Origin of the sequence: Deinococcus sp. Arct2-2 (genome assembly GCF_004801315.1) — a bacterium.
Lineage (GTDB): Bacteria > Deinococcota > Deinococci > Deinococcales > Deinococcaceae > Deinococcus.
In genome coordinates this window covers 18,501-36,450 of the sequence record NZ_SSNW01000059.1, presented here as the reverse complement: position 1 = coordinate 36,450, position 17,950 = coordinate 18,501, and the positions used below count along the sequence as shown (strand labels likewise).

At 65.2% G+C, this 17,950-nt stretch carries 14 protein-coding genes and 1 pseudogene; 1 reads left to right on the top strand and 14 read right to left on the bottom strand.

Going from position 1 to position 17,950, the window contains the following annotated elements; genetic code table 11:
• Positions 1 to 183: 183 nt before the first annotated feature.
• The 13 genes from E7T06_RS19240 to E7T06_RS19180 form a co-directional block, all read right to left on the bottom strand.
• Positions 184 to 1,161: a branched-chain amino acid ABC transporter permease gene (locus tag E7T06_RS19240; RefSeq protein WP_136367380.1), complete on the bottom strand. Its 978-nt coding sequence runs from the start codon at positions 1,159 to 1,161 to the stop codon at positions 184 to 186.
• Positions 1,158 to 2,048, bottom strand: coding sequence for a branched-chain amino acid ABC transporter permease (locus E7T06_RS19235; RefSeq protein ID WP_136367379.1), 891 nt, complete (start codon positions 2,046 to 2,048; stop codon positions 1,158 to 1,160). Before E7T06_RS19235 ends, E7T06_RS19240 begins: the two co-directional genes overlap by 4 nt.
• A gap of 76 nt (positions 2,049 to 2,124) precedes the next feature.
• The gene (locus E7T06_RS19230; RefSeq protein ID WP_136367378.1) at positions 2,125 to 3,363 is read right to left on the bottom strand and encodes an ABC transporter substrate-binding protein; all 1,239 of its coding nucleotides are present in this window, start codon (positions 3,361 to 3,363) and stop codon (positions 2,125 to 2,127) included.
• A gap of 102 nt (positions 3,364 to 3,465) precedes the next feature.
• The gene (locus E7T06_RS19225) at positions 3,466 to 4,167 is read right to left on the bottom strand and encodes an ABC transporter ATP-binding protein (RefSeq protein ID WP_136367377.1); all 702 of its coding nucleotides are present in this window, start codon (positions 4,165 to 4,167) and stop codon (positions 3,466 to 3,468) included.
• The gene (locus tag E7T06_RS19220; RefSeq protein ID WP_136367376.1) at positions 4,164 to 4,934 is read right to left on the bottom strand and encodes an ABC transporter ATP-binding protein; all 771 of its coding nucleotides are present in this window, start codon (positions 4,932 to 4,934) and stop codon (positions 4,164 to 4,166) included. Before E7T06_RS19220 ends, E7T06_RS19225 begins: the two co-directional genes overlap by 4 nt.
• Before the next feature lie 194 nt (positions 4,935 to 5,128).
• Positions 5,129 to 5,923: a 3-hydroxybutyrate dehydrogenase gene (locus E7T06_RS19215; protein WP_136367375.1), complete on the bottom strand. Its 795-nt coding sequence runs from the start codon at positions 5,921 to 5,923 to the stop codon at positions 5,129 to 5,131.
• A 124-nt stretch (positions 5,924 to 6,047) separates the two neighbouring features.
• Entirely contained in the window at positions 6,048 to 9,119 is a 3,072-nt protein-coding gene (locus E7T06_RS19210) for a BTAD domain-containing putative transcriptional regulator (protein ID WP_240741186.1), read from the bottom strand.
• Positions 9,120 to 9,129: 10 nt separating this feature from the next.
• Entirely contained in the window at positions 9,130 to 9,894 is a 765-nt protein-coding gene (locus E7T06_RS19205) for an ABC transporter ATP-binding protein (protein ID WP_136367374.1), read from the bottom strand.
• Positions 9,891 to 10,658: an ABC transporter ATP-binding protein gene (locus tag E7T06_RS19200; protein ID WP_136367373.1), complete on the bottom strand. Its 768-nt coding sequence runs from the start codon at positions 10,656 to 10,658 to the stop codon at positions 9,891 to 9,893. The genes E7T06_RS19205 and E7T06_RS19200 overlap by 4 nt, the downstream gene beginning before the upstream one ends.
• Entirely contained in the window at positions 10,655 to 11,632 is a 978-nt protein-coding gene (locus tag E7T06_RS19195; protein WP_136367372.1) for a branched-chain amino acid ABC transporter permease, read from the bottom strand. The genes E7T06_RS19200 and E7T06_RS19195 overlap by 4 nt, the downstream gene beginning before the upstream one ends.
• Entirely contained in the window at positions 11,629 to 12,489 is an 861-nt protein-coding gene (locus E7T06_RS19190; protein WP_136367371.1) for a branched-chain amino acid ABC transporter permease, read from the bottom strand. Before E7T06_RS19190 ends, E7T06_RS19195 begins: the two co-directional genes overlap by 4 nt.
• Positions 12,490 to 13,557, bottom strand: coding sequence for an alpha/beta hydrolase (locus tag E7T06_RS19185; RefSeq protein WP_136367370.1), 1,068 nt, complete (start codon positions 13,555 to 13,557; stop codon positions 12,490 to 12,492).
• Between the two features lie 105 nt (positions 13,558 to 13,662).
• Entirely contained in the window at positions 13,663 to 14,823 is a 1,161-nt protein-coding gene (locus E7T06_RS19180; protein ID WP_136367369.1) for an ABC transporter substrate-binding protein, read from the bottom strand.
• 147 nt (positions 14,824 to 14,970) lie between these two features.
• Here E7T06_RS19180 and E7T06_RS19175 point away from each other — a divergent pair, with 147 nt between their 5' ends.
• On the top strand, positions 14,971 to 16,122 hold the full coding sequence (locus E7T06_RS19175) for an alpha/beta fold hydrolase (protein WP_136367368.1): 1,152 nt from the start codon (positions 14,971 to 14,973) through the stop codon (positions 16,120 to 16,122).
• A 271-nt stretch (positions 16,123 to 16,393) separates the two neighbouring features.
• On the opposite strand, the pseudogene E7T06_RS19170 reads toward E7T06_RS19175, so the two are convergent.
• Positions 16,394 to 17,824: pseudogene (locus tag E7T06_RS19170) on the bottom strand (potassium/proton antiporter).
• Between the last annotated feature and the right edge of the window lie 126 nt (positions 17,825 to 17,950).

Genomic DNA, 17,950 nt, shown 5'->3' with positions numbered 1-17,950 from the left:
CCACCGCAATGGTCTGTCCATCCTGCACAATCCCACGCAAGGCCTCAGCCGCACTCTCAACAACTTTGTTCATTCCACCTCCTGTCTGTTGGCTGTCCGTCGGGTCGCATCTGGGATGCAATTCATCGGTTGTCAGACTTGATCCGCCCTACCCATCTCTCTCTGATACAGGCTTCACGCCTTCTAGTGTCTATCGTCGTCTGCCGACTTGCGTCTCAGCCAGTGCTGCACGGTTCCGACCAAGCCAGCGCGGAAAAATAGGACGGCCAGCACGAACACCAGCCCGGTCACGATGCCTACCGGAAGGTTGGCGGTGGTGAGCAGGTCGCGCAGCAGCAGCACCAGCCCCGCGCCGATGACCGGGCCAAACAGGGTAGTCGTGCCGCCCAGCAGCGTCATCATCACCACTTCGCCCGACGTGCGCCAGTTCACCACTTCCAGACTGACGACCCCGTGCCCAAAGGCGTACATGCTGCCCGACAGCCCGGCCAGCCCCGCACTGATCAGGAACGCGGTGAATTTGAAGCGGAACGGGTTGTAGCCGATGCTTTGGGCGCGTTGCTCGTTGTCACGGATGGCCTGTAACGCCTGACCGAAGGGGCTGCGAACCATCCGGTAGGCCACCAGAAAACCCGCTGCGAACAAGGCGAGACACACGTAATAGCGGGTGGTGCTGTTGGAAAAGTCCAGCCCCAGAACAGAGGGCCGCGCAAAGCCCTGAAGGCCGTTTTCTCCGCCCGTGACCGCAGTCCATTGCAGGGCCAGAAACGACACCATTTGGGCAAAGGCGAGCGTGATCATGCTGAAGTAGATGCCGACGCTGCGGACACTGAGAAAGCCGATGGGGACGGCCAGCAGCAGCGCACTGAGCAGGCCGCCCACAATGGCCACCGGCACACTCTGACCATGACTGAGCAAAAAGGCCGTGGCGTAAGCGCTGCTGCCCCAAAATGCCGCGTGACCGAACGAGAGCAGGCCGCTGAAGCCGAACAACAGATCGAACGCCACAGCAAACAGGCCCCACGCCAAAATGTCGAGCGCCAGCACCGGGTACACCAGCCGGGGCAACACCAGCAGCAGCAGCCCCAGCAACACCAGCCAGATGGCCCGGCTCATTCTTTCCCGTTGCGTGGTGGCAGCCCGGCGAGACAGCACGGTCATCTGGCCCCCTCCGGCAACCCGAACAGACCCGTGGGCCGCACGAGCAGCACGACCGCCATCAGCACGAACACCAGCGTATTGGCCATCGGTGGGTACACGGCGGCCCCGACTGCGGCCAACACGCCCACCGCGAAACCAGTCACGATGCTGCCCAGAATGCTGCCCATGCCCCCGATGACCACGACGGCAAAGGTGGTGATGATCAGTTCCGCGCCCATGTAGGGTTCCACCGAATAGATCGGCGCGGCCAATACGCCCGCCAACCCCGCCAGCCCGACGCCCACCCCGAACACGCCCGTGACCCATTTGCCCACGTCGATGCCGAGCGAGCGGGTCACCACCGGATTCTCGGTACTGGCCCGGACGATGGCTCCCACACGGGTTTTCTCGATCACAAACCACGTGACCAGACACACCACCAGCGCAAGAGCGATGACAAACAGGCGGTATTTGGGAAACACCACGAAGCCGAGGTTGACGACCCCAGTCAGGACGGTGGGCGTGGTGTACGGCGCGCTGGACACCGCGTACTGAGACAGCATCACCTGTTTCACGAGGTCTTGGGTCAGCAGCGTGAGGCCGAAGGTGAGCAGCAGGTTGTAGCTCGGCTCTAGGCCGTACAGCCGCGACAGCAGCGTGCGCTCCAGCGCCATGCCCAGCAGGGCCACCAGCAGCGGGGCCAGCACCAGCGAGGGCCAAAAGCCCAAACCTAGAATCTGCCCCAGCGCAAACGCCACGAACGCGCCCAGCATATACAGCGCCCCGTGCATAAAGTTGACGATGCGGAGCATGCCGAAGATGACCGCCAACCCCAGCGACAGCAGGGCATAAAACGCGCCGTTGACCAACCCGTTGAACACCTGAATCAGCAGGAACTGGGTGTTCACGGGCGCTGGCTCCGGGCCAACGCTGTCTCAGTTGGGACGGCCTGAAGCGGGGCTGTGGGCGTCACCCGAACCTCCATCAGAACTTGCATTTGCTTTCGGCCAGCGGCATAAAGGCTTTGGCCGCCGGAATGGTGGCGATCTTGGTGAAGTAGTCGCCGTTCTCCTTGGCCTGCGCCTTGGGCTTAATTTGCACCGTGTACACGTCCAAAATCATGCGGTGGTCTTGGGGCCGGATATAGGCGCTGCGGGCAAAGAAGTCGCTGAAACGGTGGCCTTCCAGCGCCTTGACCACAGCGTCGCCGTTGTCGCTTTTGGCCCGCGCGACCGATTGCAGGTAGGTCGTGCTGGCGCTGTACACCCCGGCCTGTGCCCAAGTGGGCTTTTTGCCGAAGGCTTTTTCGAAACGGGCGGCCCAGTCGCGGCTGCGCTGATCGAGGTTCCAGTACCAAGGCACGGTGGCAATCGCTCCGGCAAAAGCGTCTTGCCCCAGCGCCGCTACGTCCGTTTCAAACAGCAGGCCGATGCCTAGCCCGATGCCCTGCTGCCGCAAGCCGAACTCGTTGTACTGCTTGACCACGTTCACGAGGTCGTTGCCCGCCTGCATGGTGCCGAAAATTTTGGGTTTCAGGCTCTGCGCCTTCAGGAGGTAGGTGGAAAAATCGGTGTTGGGAAAGGGCGTCGCGTCGCTGGGAGTCACCAGTTTGCCCTTGTTGTCCTGAATGGCCGCCGTCATCTGGCGGTTGAGATCCTGCCCGAACGCGTAGTTGGGATAGATGATGTACCACGACGTGCCGCCCCGCTTGGTCACGGCGCTGCCGGTGCCGTTGGCCAGCATGTAGTTGTCGTAGGCGTAGTGGAAGGTGTACTTGCTGCACTTCTCGTTGGTCAGGGCGGTGGTGGCCCCCGTGACCACGAAGGTCGGAATCTTCTTGGTTTTGGCGACTTCGGAAGCCGCCAACGCCGCGCTGCTGGTGGGCATATCCACCAACATGTCCACATTCTGCCGATCGATCATTTCGGCGGCCTTGTTGCTGGCGACGTCTGCTTTGTTCTGATGATCGACCCCGATGACCTGCACCTTGCCTGCAAAACTTTTGTTCTTCGCCATAAAGTCTTCGGCGGCCATCTGTGCGGCCTTGACGCTGCCCTGCCCCGACAACTCCGAATACACACCCGACAGATCGGTCAGCACGCCAATTTTAATCAGGTCATTGCTGAGCTTGAGGCTTTGGGCCGATGCGGCGCCGAGCGGCGACAGGATAAGGCCAGAGAGGGCGGCGGTGGCGATCAGGGTGTTGATGTTGGAACGCTTCATGGTGAACCTCCGGTGGAGTGAAGAGCTGCGAGAAGGGACGGTGTTGTGTGAAAGGGAGAGTGTTGTGGGAAGGCGAAAGGAGATTGGGTGTGATGGGCACGGTCAGACGCTCAGGTAGCGCACGAGGTCGTCACGGCGGGCCTGCACGTCGTCCCGCTTCACTTCGTCCACGATCCGTCCGTCGACGAACACGTAATGTCGGTCGGCCAAGCGGGAAGCGAATTTCAGGTTCTGTTCGACCAGCAGCACGGCCAGCCCTTCACCGCTCAGGCGCTCCACCATGTCGCCGATGCGCTGCACGATCACGGGCGCGAGGCCTTCGCTGGGTTCGTCCAGCAGCAGCAGTTTCGGGCCGCTCCGCAGGACCCGCACGATGGCCAGCATCTGCTGTTCTCCGCCCGACAACTTGCTGCCGGGGTGCTGGCCGCGTTCGCGCAGCACGGGAAACGTCTCGTACACCCGCTCGGCACTCCAGCCGCCGGGCCGCGCCGGAGGCAACTCCACGTTTTCGCGCACGCTGAGGCTGCTCAGAATCCCGCGCTCTTCGGGTACCCACGCCATGCCCCGTGCGGCGATCCGGTGGCTGGGCAGGCGCAACACGTCTGCGCCGTCAAAAGTCACGCTTCCGGTGCGGCTCCTCAGCACGCCCATGATGCTTTTCAGGGTGGTGGTTTTGCCCGCACCGTTGCGGCCCAGCAGACTGACCACCTCGCCCGGCATGACCCGCAGATTCAGGCCGTGCAGCACGTGGCTCTGGCCGTAATAGGCGTTCAGGTCGCGCACGTCCAGCAGGGCCGCCGTCATGCGTGCGCCTCCTCGCCCAAATACGCTTCGATGACCCGTGGATCACGCTGGATCTCGCTGTAGGGGCCGCTGGTGAGTACTTGTCCGTACTGAAGAACCGTGATGCGGTCGGCCAATTCGCTGACCACGCTCATGTTGTGCTCGACCAACACCACCGTGCGGCCCTGCGCCACTTGCCGCACCAGCCCGATCACGCGGGCCACACCCTCAGACCCCATGCCGGAAGTCGGTTCGTCGAGGAGCAGCACTTTGGGCCGCTGCGTCAAGGAAATGCCGATTTCCAACTGGCGCTTTTCGCCGTGGCTGAGGTCGGCAGCGAGGCGGGACTGTGCGCTTTCTAGGCCCACTTCGGCCAAAATCTGGTCGGCCTGTGCGCCCAGCGTTTCCAACCGGGACAGCGGTGTCCAGAATTGGTGCGGCAGGCGCGTCACCGATTGCAGGGCCACCAGCAGGTTGCCGCGCACACTCAGGCTCTGAAACACGCTGCTGATCTGAAAAGAGCGCGACAACCCGCGCCGCACGATCTGGTGAGGCGGCAGGCGGTCGATGCGTTCTCCGAACAGCCTGACCTCGCCTGACGTGGGCCGCAGGAAACCCGACAGCAGATTAAACAGCGTGGTCTTCCCTGCCCCGTTCGGCCCGATGATGGCGTGTATTTCCCCTTGCTGAATCTGCAAACTCACGTCGTTGGTGGCCCGGAAGCCCCGGAACTCTTTGACCAGTTGACGGGTTTCGAGCGCCAGTGCAGGGGCGGCGCTGTGGGTCATATCGGAGCCAGCCTGAACCGCCGAAGGGGAGTGATGAGAGGCCGAATGACCCGTCATAGTTTCAACTGGATGGATGCGGTGTCGAGCATCATCTTGGTGTGGCCTCCTTGTGTGGGTTGTCGGTACAGGCCAGAGGCTACGCCCGGCGCGTTACACCAGCGTCACACCCCGCCCCGCGGTCCGGTTTATGCCCCTCAGCGGGCCGTCCAGCCCAGATCGAGGTCGAGCACCGCGCCCGTCATGCCCCACGCGGCGGGACTGGCGACGTAGCTGGCGAGGGCGGCCACGTCCTGCGGCTCCAGCAGTTTCTTGATGGCGGCGGGTTCCAGCATCACGAGTCGCTCGACTTCTTGAACGCTGAGGCCACGCGTGCGGGCCTGATCGGCCAACTGGCCCTCTACCAGCGGCGTGCGGACATAGCCCGGACAGATCGCGTTGACGGTGATGCCCTGCTCGCCTGCTTCCAGCGCCGCCGTGCGGGTCAGCCCGATCAGGCCGTGTTTGGCACTGATATAGGCACTTTTGAACGGACTGGCCACATGCCCGTGAATGCTGGCCAGATTGATGATCCGGCCCTGTCCGGTGCGCCGCAGGTGCGGCCAGGCGGCTTTGGTCAGCACAAACGGTGCGGTCAGCATCACGGCCAGCATCGCGTCCCAGCGGTCTTCGGGGAAGTCGGCAATCGGGTCGATGTGCTGAAACCCGGCGTTGTTGACGAGCACATCCAGTGCCCCCAGCTTGGCCACCATCTCGCTGACGGCGCGGTGGCAGTCGGCCCGCACCGACAGGTCAGCGGGAATAAAGGTCAGGCCGTGCTGCGCGGCGATGTCGCGGGCCTCTGGACGGTCAAGGTCAAGGACGGCCACGCGCAGTCCATCGGCCTGAAAGCGCTGAGCGATGGCGAGGCCGATGCCACTCGCACCGCCGGTGACGAGGGCGCAGCGTTCAACGGGGGGTTCAACAGGGGCGCTGGGGTGTTCAGAGGTCATGCGCCGGAGTGTACGGGCAGGGCGTCACTGTGCCGTTACCCGGACTCTTTCCTCTCCGATTTGCTCCGCAGCTTTTCAAGTCGGCTTGGGAGCCAATACACGGGGCCTTCAACCAAAATCCGTTTCACCCGGTCAGCCTGCGGTACAACACCTCGGTTTCCGGCAGCGCCTGAAGTCCCAGTTCTGCCAAAGCCGCACACAGGCCCGCGTATACCCGCTGCACCGCAGACTGGTTGGCGCGGGCTTGGTGGGCACGCATCAGGCTGCGGGCGGCGGGTTCGTGGGCCGGATCGAGGGTCAGGGCACGTTCGGCGGCGCGGGCGGCTCGGTCAGTCTGGCCCGCAGTCAGGGCGGCTACCGCTTCTTCGGTCAGCGCGTCGGGCAGGCGGGCGGCGTACCGGGCAGCCACCTGATCGGCAGCCTCCAGCTCGGTGGGAGCCAAGGCAGGCGGCAGGGCCACCAACGCCTCCAAGCGGCCTGACGCCGCAGCAGGGCTGTCTAGCACCGCCTGTGCCGCGTGCAAATCGATGTGCAGGTCGGGGCCGGGGCGCAGGCGAATCCACTCGCCGCGCTCCAGCAAGGCTCCACTGGGCGCACCCTCCTCCAGCACCTGTCCGAGGGCGTGCAGCGTCACCCGGAAATTTCGTTCGCCCACCCCCGGATCGGCCCCCGGAAAGAGGGCTTCCTGCGCGGCCTCGCGGCTGAGGCCCCCCGGATGCACGGCCAGCAGGATCAGCAGATCGCGCGCTTTGGCCCGGCCCCAGTCGCGTGGGCGGCTTTCCCTCTCCCGCGTCACGGCCACGCGCCCCAGCACCCGCACCTGTACCTCGAACCCCGGCGTGTCGTTGGGGGCGGGCATGTCGGCGTACCCGAGGGCGTGGGCGGCAGGCAGCAGTTCGGCGCGGTGGCGCGGTGAAGCGGCCACCAACCGGGCCAGCAGCGCCGCCCGCCGTGCCCGGTCTGGAAAAGGTGAAAACAGCGAGCGCCCGCTCAGCAAAAACGGATACGCCGCTGCGCCTTGGGCCGCCTGCGCCGCGTTGTCCTCCCCGGCGGCGCAGCGGGCCAGCGCGGCACAGGCCAACCCGAACGCGTCGGTGCAGCTCCTGAAGGCCTCCTCGGCGGCGTCCAGTGCGGCGGCGTCCGGGTGTCCGGCGTGCCAGTGGCCCAGCGCGGTCATCAGGTGGAGGAGGGCCAGCATGTAGCCGTCGCCCTGCGTTTGGGCCAGCGCTTCGGCCTTCAGCGTCCCGGCCAAGGTGGCGTCGCCCGCTTGTCCGGCCAGATACGCCAGCCCCATCAACGGCTCGGCCCGCAGCCGTCCGGCCACGCCCTGCGCCATCTCGAGCGCCTGACCGTAGGCCCGCCGCGCCGCCACGAGGTCACCCGCCGTGAGATGGGCGTGCCCCAACCGCGCCAAGGCCAGCGAACGGACGAACGGACTGCCCAGCCGCTCGCCTTCGGCCAGTCCCGCCTCGGCGCAGCGGGCCGCGTCCGGCGCGTCTCCCCGAATGGCGTAGATAAAGCTGGCCAGCAACAAGCCTTCGCGGTGGTTTTGGGCGGCCCGTGCTCCGCCCGCTTCGCCCTGCGCGGCTCCCAACGCCAGGTGCAAGGCCCGGTTCAGGTCGCCCGTTCGCAGCGCGTACCGTGCGCCGGAAGCCAACTCCGGGGCCAGCGCCACGGCCTCTGCCAACTGTCCGGCATTCAGCAGGTTTTCGGCCCGGAACCGCCGCACCCGGGAGAGCTCACTGCCGTTGGCCCACGCTTCGGCGGCGTCCAGCGGTGCCCAAGTCTGGTTGGGCTGCACCGTGTCGAGGCCCACCTGCACTTCTCCGAGGGCGCGGGCCAGCGGCGTGGCCTGCGCGTATTCGGTCAGCGCCTCGGCGTAGCGCGACGACAGCCGCAGGGCGTCTCCGGCCAGCGCGTGCAGCTGCGGTGTCCAGACGGTGCGCGGCAAGCGCTTCAGGCTGCGCTCGACCAACGTGACCCGCCCCAGCGCCAGCCACGCCGACCCATGCACCGACAGCAGCGCCGCCGCCCGCGACGTGTCTCCGGAGAGCAGGTGGGCGGCGAGGGCACGGCGGGGCCGCCCCGTCTGCTCGAAGTAGGCCGCGCCGCGTGCCGCCAAGTCCTGCGCGGTGGGCGGCTCCAGCAACCGCCGCAGGTGCGCCCGCAACAACGGATGGGCGCGGTACACCTGCGCTCCGGCCTCGCCCGAACGGATCAGAAACGTGCCGCTGTCGGCCAGCGTTTCCAAGAGGGCCGCCGCGTCCGGTTCTTCCAGAACTGCTTCCAACAGCTCGGGCGTCAATTCCTCGAAGACGCTGCTGCGCGTGAGGAGGCCCCGCACTGCCGGTTCCAGCGGCCCCAATACTTCCTGCGCCAAATAGTCGAACAGCGTGCCCAGTTGCGCCTCACCGCCGTCGAGGTCGGCCAGATCGCTGAGGCGCACGCGCCCCTGTGCCGCCGCCTGTGCCAAAAACCGCGCCGCGATGGGCCAGCCCTCGGTCACGGCGTGGGCCAGCTGCACCTCTGGGCCAGACGGGGTCAGGCCGTGGGCACGCCACAACTCACCGATTTCAGGCACCGTGAAGGCCAAGTCCGCCGCCGAGAGCCGCACCACTTCTCCGGCAGCGTCCAGCGGCGTCAGTTCCAGCAGCGGGAGCGGCGTGCGCGACAGCAGCGCCACCCGCCCCGCCCCGCAGTCCAGCAATTCGCGCAGCATCACGCCGGTCAAGGGGCCGCTCAGGTGTTGGGCCTCATCCAGCACCAGCAGGCCCGCGCAGGCGTCCAGCACGTCGGCCAGCCGCGCCGCCGCCCGCCGGGGAGGACTGCCTGCGTCCAGCAGCGCTCCCACTGCCGCGCCGCCCGGCAAACTTTCGGCGGCCAGTGCCAGCCCCGCCGCCAAGACCTGTGGGTCGGCGTCGTCGGCGTCGAGGGTCAGCCATGCCAATGCGCCCCCCTCCCCGCCCCGGTCTGGCCCACCCGCAGCGAGGGCCGTGGTTTTGCCGTAGCCCGCCGGAGCCACCACCACCAGCACCCGCGCCGAGTCTAGGGCCTCGCCCAGCCGGGGCCGGGCCACCGCGCCGCGCACGGCAGGCCACCGCGCCCGCCGCGAGGAGGTCAGATCACGCCAATGGGGGGTCATGTGTCCGGGAATGCTATCAGGGCCAGCAGCGGCCAACAGATCAGGCGGTGTCACGGGACAAGTCTCACAGCGCCAAATACGCGGCCCGCACTCCCGGATCGGCCAGCAACGCTTCCCCGGTGCCTTCTTTGACCACCTGCCCGTTTTCCAGCACGTAGGCGCGGTGGGCCAGCCGCAAACTCAGGCCCACATTCTGCTCCACCAGCAGTACGCTGACGCCCTCGGCATTCACGGCCTTGAGTGCTTCAAACACCGTCTGGGTCATCAGCGGCGAGAGGCCCAAGCTGGGTTCGTCCACGACCAATACGCTGGGAAGACCCATCAGGGCGCGGCCCACCGCCACCATCTGCTGCTCACCGCCCGATAAGGTGCCCGCCAACTGCTTCGAGCGTTCCTGAAGGCGCGGAAACAGGGTGTAGACCTGCTCCAGCGTGTGCTGCTGGGCGGCTCTGGCTGCTGGGCGCATGGCCGCGCCGAGTTCCAGATTCTCGCGCACGCTCATCATGGCAAACAGTTCGCGGCCTTCTGGAACGTGGCCCAGCCCCAGCGCGACCACCTCGCTGGGCGCGGCGCGGGTGATGTCGTGCCCGCCGAGCCGGATATGGCCCCCAGTGGGTTTGACCACACCACTGACGGCCCGCAGCGTCGTCGTTTTGCCCGCGCCGTTGGCCCCGATCATGGCTACGAATTCGCCCGGCCCGACCCGCACGTTCACGTCCCACAAGACTTGCACCTTGCCGTAGCCTGCGGCCAGATGTTCGATCACGAGTTCTTGCCCGGCCCGGTGTTGCCCCGCTTGACTCACGTTCGGTTGTCGGCTGTCGCTCATGCGTGCAGCCCCGCTTCGGTGCCCAGATACGCCGCCACGACCTGCGGATTGGCCGTGACCTCGCGGTAGGTGCCCTCGGCCAGCACTTGCCCCTGATCCATGACCACCACCCGGTCGGCCAAATCGCGCACCACCGGCATGATGTGCTCGATAAAGAGGATGCTGATGCCGCTGTCCCGCACGCCGCGCACCAGTTCGACGGCTTCCTGCGCTTCGGCGGGGCGCAGTCCGGCCATCACTTCGTCCAGCAGCAGCACGCACGGCTGGGTGGCGAGGGCGCGGGCCACTTCCAGCCGCTTGTCTTGCAGCAGGGTCAGTTCATGGGCGGCGCGGTCGGCGTGGGCCGCCAGTCCGGTGCGCTCCAGCAGGTCGTAAGCCCGCTCCCGCGCCTGCGGCAGCCGCATGCCGCGCTGACCGAACAAGGCTCCCACCGTCACGTTTTCATGCACCGTCATTTCGGGAAAAGGCCGCACGATTTGAAAAGCCCGGCCCAGTCCAGCGTGGCAGCGGCGTTCCATCGGCGCGTCGGTGATGTCCTCTTGTTGCAGCCACAAGCGGCCTGTGCTGGGGCGGTACACGCCCGACAACAGATTGAGCAGCGTGGTCTTCCCTGCCCCGTTCGGCCCGATCACGGCCAGAATCTCACCCCCATAGTGGGTGAAACTGACGTTCTGTACGGCGTGGAGGCCCCCGAACCGTTTGCTGAGATTCTCGGCCCGCAACACCGGCTCACCTCGAGCGGCGCTGACAACTGGGGCGCTCACAGGTCGCCCCCCTGCCGCCCGCGCCGCCACAGCCCCACGATGCCGCGCGGCAACCACAGGATACTGAGCATCAGCACCAGCCCGTACACCACCAAGTAGCCGTTTTTGACCGTGTTGTGGAGCAGTTCTTCGGCCACCCGCAGCACCGTCGCGCCCAGAATCGGGCCAAGCGTGGTGTACAGGCCCCCAAAAATGCTGGTGGTGAGCGGCGAAATGGAGTTGGCGAGGCTGAAGGTGTCCAGTGGACTGATAAAAAAGGTTTTGCCCGCGTACAGCACGCCTGCCAGCGCCGCCAACACGCTCGACAGAAAAAAGGCCGCCAATTTGTAGCGCACCACGCTCACGCCCAGCACCCGCGCCGTTTCCTCGCCCTGCCGGATGGCGGCAAACGCATGGTGCAGCTTGCTGAGACGCACGGCCAAGCTGACGCCCACCGTGAGCAGCAGCAGCGCCAGCGCCAGCAGATATTGCCCGCGTGAATTGCCGCCCAGCAGCGCCGGAACCAGCAGCCCGTTGGCCCCGCCCGCCACGCTTTCAGGCAGGTTCTGGATCACGGTTCGGACCACTTCGGTAAAGGCGAGGGTGGCAATCGCAAAATACATCCCGCTGAGGCGCATGGTGACCGCGCCCAGCAGCAGACTGATGAACCCTGCCCCCAGCGCGGCCAGCGGCATGGCGGCTTCCCAGGGCAGGCCCGCTTTGAGCAGCAGCGCGTAGCCGTAAGCGCCCAGCCCATAAAACGCGGCGTGCGCCAAAGAGACTTGCCCGCTGCGGGCCAACAAGTCCCAAGACAGCGCCATGATGCCCGCCACCAGCGTAAAAAAGCCGATTTGGAGCAGGAATTCGCGGCGGTCTCCGAGCGGCAGGAACGGAAAGGCGAGGGCCAGCACAAAGAAGATGCCCAGCGCCAGCAGTGCCCGCCACGCGAAGGTGGGCCTGCGGGCCGGAGTCGGGCGCACCGAGACGGCGCTCACCGGCTGCCCCGAAAAGAGCGCAAGACCAAGGTGCCGAAAATCATCAGGAAGAACACGGCGTCGCTCCAGCCGCCGCCGCCCGGCACATAGGTCTGCACCAGCGCCTCGGAGACGCCCAGCAGCACCGAGGCCCACAGCACGCCGGTCAGGTTGCCGAGGCCCGCCATGACGATGATGGCGAACGCCTTGAGCGCAAAGACCAATCCGACGGTGGGGCTGGCGAACAGCAGCACACTGACCAGCACGCCCGCCACCGCCGCCAAACCGCACGACGCCGCGAACGCCAGCAGATAGACCCGGTCGACATTGATGCCGATCAGTTGTGCGCCCCGGCGATTTTGGGCCACCGCCCGCATCTGACGGCCCAGCGTGGTGCGGTACAGCACGAAATACAGGCCCGCCAGCAGCGCGACGGCGAAGGCGAAAGCCACCGCTTTGGGGCCGCCCACCGTCAGTTCGCCCAGTTGTAGGCTGCTGGCCTGATACGGCGTGCTGACGGTGCGGGTGTTGCCGCCCAGCAGCATCAGCGCCAGATTTTGCAGCAAAATGCCTAGGCCGAAGGTCAGCAGCATTTGGTTCAGTTCGGGGGCCAGCAGCACGTGCCGGATACTGACCCGGTAAGTGAGCGCGCCGACGCCAAAGACGGCCAGCGCCACCACCGGCAAGGAGAGCAGCGGATCAAGGCCCAGCGAAGCACTCGCCGCCCACGCCAAAAACGCCCCGATCATCAGAAACTCACCGTGAGCGAAATTGACGATGCCGACCACGCCGACAGAGAGGGCCAGCCCCGACGCGACCAGCGCGTAAATTCCGCTTTGAAGCAGACCGTTCAGCAGTGTTTGCAAAAAAAGATCCATCTAGTGTTGTCCCTCGAGATGTGCTGTAAACGCCGCCAAAAACTCCCCCGGCGCTTCGATGAAAGGAGAGTGGCCCACGCCGGGCAACACCACTTCACGGAACTCGCCGCCCTGCTGTGTGGCCCGCTCCAGCAGGGCGCGGGTCTGGGCCAGCATCGGCTGAGGCGGGCAGGCCTGTGCACCGGGCCAACCGGGCACCGCGCCCAGCGCCCCCAAGTGGGCCAGATCGAACAGGCTGCTGTCGCCAATGATCGCGTCGGCGTCGCCGCGCACCCACAGCACCGGGGGCGGCGGGTTGAGGTCTGCAAAGGCCGACACGTTCATGTGCTGGGCGCTGAAGGCGTTGGCGACTCCCCGCGTGCCCGGCGCGACGTGGGGCCAGTGCGGACTTGCCGCGGCGTCGCCGGGATAAAAGTCGTCTCCGGTGCGGGTGTGGAGCATGGACTCCAGCCAGCGCTCTTCCTGTTCGGCGGTGGGCGCAAAGCGGGCCGGGTTGACGTAGAACTTCCTCAGCACGTCGCGGGGGCTGCCCGGCGCGTCCGAGCGGTCTCCAGCGGCTACGGCAGCCACGAACGCCGCATTGACCGTCCCGCCGCCCGACCCCGCAAAATCCGGACTGTTGGGCGTGCCCTCCGCGCCGTGTGTGCCGCCAAACCCATACGGACTGACCGGCGCAACCAGCGTGAGCGAACGCACCCGCCGCGTGCTTTGCACGGCCAGTTGCAGCGCCACGCCCCCGCCCATGCTCCAGCCCAGCACATCGGCATCAGGCCAGTTCAGTGCGTCCAGCAGGGCGTCCAGATCGTCGGCCCAGTCGCGCACGCCCCGCACGGCGTCAATGGGCGCGGCCTCGGTGTGACCGTACCCGCGCAGGTCTGGGGCCACCACATGCCAACTTGGGGGCACGCTTGCCATCAGCTCACGGAAAAACTCGCCGCTGGACACGTTGCCGTGAATCAGCAGCACCCGCCGCGTGCCCACCTCTGCCGCCGCCCGCTCCAACATATGCGTGCGGAGGCGGGCGGTCTCCAGCTGTCTTGAAACAATGTCTTTTTCCACCGTGTTCATGCCCGTGTATTCCTCCGTCCCTATGATGCTTTGTCGCGTAAAGCCAAGGGGCCACCCCCAGTCTTTCCGGCGTGGCCCCGCTGACTCCTAGTCTTTACGTCAGGATTACTTGCCCCAGACCATCGGTTTTTGGGCAAAGCGGATCGGATACACCGGCACGCGGGCGTCTCCGAGGAACTGGAAATGCAGCCAGTTGCCCGATTTGAAGCCCTGATACTGGGTTTTGAGGCTCTTGCTGAAGGTGAGGGGGCCAAACGGGGTGGGCATGTTGGTTTTGGCGAGTTCTGCGGCCACTTTGTCTTTATCGGTGCTGCCCGCCGCATTGATGGCCGCCGACAGCGACTTGAGGTTGACGTAGGCCAGCGGAGCGAAATATTCCTCGGTGGTAGTGCCGAATTTCTTTTTGTAGGCGGCCACGAATTTCCGGCTCTCGGCCTGCGGGCTGCTGGGCAACCACAGGCTCAGGCCTGCCACGTTGTCCGACAGCTTGTTTTTCTCGAAGCCTACGGGCCAACTCGGAGGCGTGCCGTACAGCAGGCCCAGTTGCAGATTTTGCTGCTTGACTTCGGTGGCGAGTGGCAAGGCGTCGGTGTCGTAGCCGATCCAATACAAAATGTCGGGTTTGGCGGCCTTGGCCTTGCTGACCAGCGGCCCGAAATTGCCGCTGCCGGTCTTGAATTTTTCGGCCATGACCACGTTGAATCCGGCCTTTTTGAAGGCAGCGATGGTGGCGTCTATTCCGGCACTTCCAAAGGGGCCATCTTCGTAGGCGATGGCGATATTTTTGGCCTTACGCTGCGTTTTCAGGGTCTTGAAGTAGCCCAAGATGGCCTCGAAGTTGTAGTAGGCCCACGGGTGGTAATGAAAGAAATACTTGTGATCGGCGAACGCGTCTTCGACGGGCACTGCCGCCGCCCCGATCCACGCCATAAAGGTGTTGTACTGCTTGGCCGGGCCGCTGATGGCGATAGAGGTGGCGCTGCTGACGCCGCCCACCATGAAATCCACCTTGTCGACCGTGACCAACTTGACGAATTCCGGCACTGCTTTGGCCGGGGCGCTGCCATCGTCGCCAAATTCGAGTTCGAGGGGTTTGCCCAGCACGCCGCCCGCCCGGTTGATCTCGTCGAGCGCAAGCAGGTAGCCGCTGCGGGCCGCCTGTCCAGAGACGCTGCCTGCCCCACTGAGGGGAAGCAGCACGCCGACCTTCACCGCACCCGCGCCGGACAGCGCGAGCATCAAGCCCGTCAAAAGCATCTTTTTCATGTTCGGGTGCAGTGTAGAGGGGCGGCGTCACGAATCCGTTACAGCGGCAGTGGCATGAAGGCCGGGCGACTTGGTTTGGGTGATGGGGCTAGTACAACCAAGCCAGTGTGACTGCCCCGTAACACCCAGCGTCTACCCTGAGACCTGATGCGAAACGATGAGGGTGAGGGCGGTGAGGCCGGTAAAGGTGGAGCAGATGTTCAGTCAGGCGTGCTGGAAACCGTCACCCTCATGGCCGGAACAGCAGCAGCGGTTGATGTGCGTCTCGGCTGGCAGGCATGGGGCCACCTGAATGCGGCGCGGGACAACGCCGTGTTGGTCTGCCATTACTACACCGGCACGATGCGTGCGGCGGGCCTCTCCCCCGACGGCACGCCCGGCTGGTGGTCTGCGCTGATCGGGCCGGGTGAGGCGGTAGACACCGACCGGTTTTTCGTGATCTGCATGAACACCCTGTCGAATGTTCAGGCCCACGAGGACGCTGTTATCACGACCGGGCCAGAGACGCTGCACCCGGACGGCACGATGTGGGGCGAGCGCTTTCCGGCTTGGGACTTTGCCGACTTGCACGCCTTGCAACTGGAGTTGATGCACACCCTCGGTATCCCGCGCTGGCACGCTGTCATCGGCCCCAGTTTCGGCGGCATGCAGGCGCTTCAGTGGGCGGCCCGGACTCCTGAATTGGCGGTGCGGGTGGCGGCGGTGGCGGCCAGCCCACAGTCGGGCGTGGCGCTGCGGGGCGTGTTTGGCCCCCTCATGCGTCAGCTTGCGCCCACCGGCGGACTCGACGCGGCGCTGCGGCTGATCTCGTTTTTCGGCTTGGGGGCCGATGGACTGCATCACCTGTTCGGGCACACGGATTTCGATGCTTACCTTCGTAGCCGCGCCCACACCGCCAGCCTGCCCCATATTCTGGATCTCGCGCGGGTGGTTCAGACCCACCGGATGCCCGGACAACCTCAAGACCTGTTTGCCCGCTGGCAAGAGTCCGGCCTGCGCCTCCTGACCGTGAACATCATCGGTGATCAGTTTTTTCCGGTGGCTGAAATGCAGACATTTGCTGGAGCCAGCCAAACCGCCGGAGTCGCCCACCACCATCTGGAATATGCCTCGGCCTGCGGGCATCTGGGCTGCGTGCAGGACACCTCGCCGTTTGCCGCCGCCCTGCGCGACCTGCTCCACGATCAGGCTTTCGAACCTTCCCCGGCGCACGTCGCCTCAACAGGGAGAGATCAGGAGTCGGCGGGCGAGCTACACCATCAGACAAACCGGTGGACTGATCTGGATTCTGCGCTGTAATACCAGATTGCGAGGATTGACGAGAATCATTCAAGCGGAGCGAGCAGCAAGTTTATGAGAGGGAATCAGGTCAGGCGGCGTCATGGGCGTCTGTTCTGACCGGTACACGCGCAGCCGCTCCTCAGCAGGGCTTCAATATGCAGGCCACTTTAGGCAGCAGGAAAGCGACTCAGAGTGCGTGCTTAACCGTGCGCCCACCGACTCAAGTCCAGTGCTGTCTGACGCCTGAGCAGTCCCCCCCTCTGCTCGGCATCACGTCTCCCCCAGTGGATCAGGGCGACGCAGCCAGACGCGCCTGCACCGTCTCGGCAAACGGTTTGGCGGCCAAAATTTGCAGCACGTCTCCCCCCTGCAGCCGGGTGGTGCCGTGCGGAATGAGGTACTGCTCGTCACGGCAGATCAAGACGATCAACGCTTCGTTGGGCAGGCCCAGATCCATGATGCGCTGTCCGATAAAGCTGGAGGTCGGCGGCACCGTGATTTCTATGAAATCGTTGCGGCCTGCTCCGGTCGGCGTGTATTCCAAGGGCATCGCACTGTGACTGTCCAGCGGCGCATTGACCCCCAGCCAGCGGGCCACGAACGGCAGCGACGTTCCCTGCACCAGAATAGATACCAGCACCAAAAAGAACGACACGTCGAACAACAGCTGCGCTCCGGGGACGCCCGCCAGCAGCGGGAAGGTTGCCAACACGACAGGCACGGCTCCGCGCAGGCCGACCCAAGCCACCATCGTCTTGTGCGCCAGCGGCATCCGCACGCCCCACAAACTCAGGTACACCGCCACTGGGCGGGCCACGAACACCAGTACGGCGGCCAGCAGCAGGGCAGGCACGGCCACTTCGGGCAACTGTTTGGGAAAGACCAACAGCCCCAGCAGCAAGAACATGCCGACTTCTAAGAGGTAGGTCAGGCCTTCGTGGAAATGACGTAAGGAACGCTTGTGAACCAATTCGCTGTTGCCCAGCACCACGCCCACGATGTAGATAGCCAGCAGCGCGCTGCCGTGAACCATGCTGGTGAGGCCGTAAGTCAGGGCGACCACCGCGACGGTCAAGACGGAATACAAGCCTTCTAGGGGGAGCCGAATGCGGTTGATGAGCAGCACGGCCAAGCGGCCCAGCGCGTAGCCGATGACGCTGCCCAGTCCCATTTCGAGGGCAAATTCTCCCAGCAGCGCTGACCAAGGCGTCTGGGGGTGGGCAGCCAACTCGGTGAGGCCGATGACCAACACCACGGCTGTGGGATCGTTGATGCCCGATTCGAATTCCAGCAGCGGGCGAATTTGACCTTTGAGGCCCAGCGCCCGTTCCTTAAGCACGGAAAAGACCGCGCTGGCGTCGGTGGGAGCCACAATTGCGCCCAGCAGCAGCGCCACCACTCACGGCAGATCGAACAGCCAGTGGGCCGCTGCACCCACGATGGCTGTGGTGAGCACCACTCCCAGCGTAGCCATTGAAATTCCTGACCACAGCACGGGCCGGGTGGTGCGCCACTGTGTTTCCAGCCCGCCCGTAAAAAGAATAAAGCCCAGTGCGATCAGGCCGACAAATTGCGTGACCTCGTAGTTGTCAAATTCGATGCCGCCCAGTCCGTCGCTGCCTGCCAGCATCCCGATTACCAAAAACAGCAGCAGCCCCGGCAATCCCAGCCGCCCGCCCACCTTGCTCGCCAACAGGCTGAGCAGCAACAGGCCGCCCACCACCAACAAAATCAGTCCAGTATTCAAAAAAAGTCCCCTTTTAACGGTGCTTGCCCCACAGTCACTTGCCGCCAAAGTGTAGAGCGTGACGGAGCCTCAGCGAGACATTCTTGATTGGCATGAGGT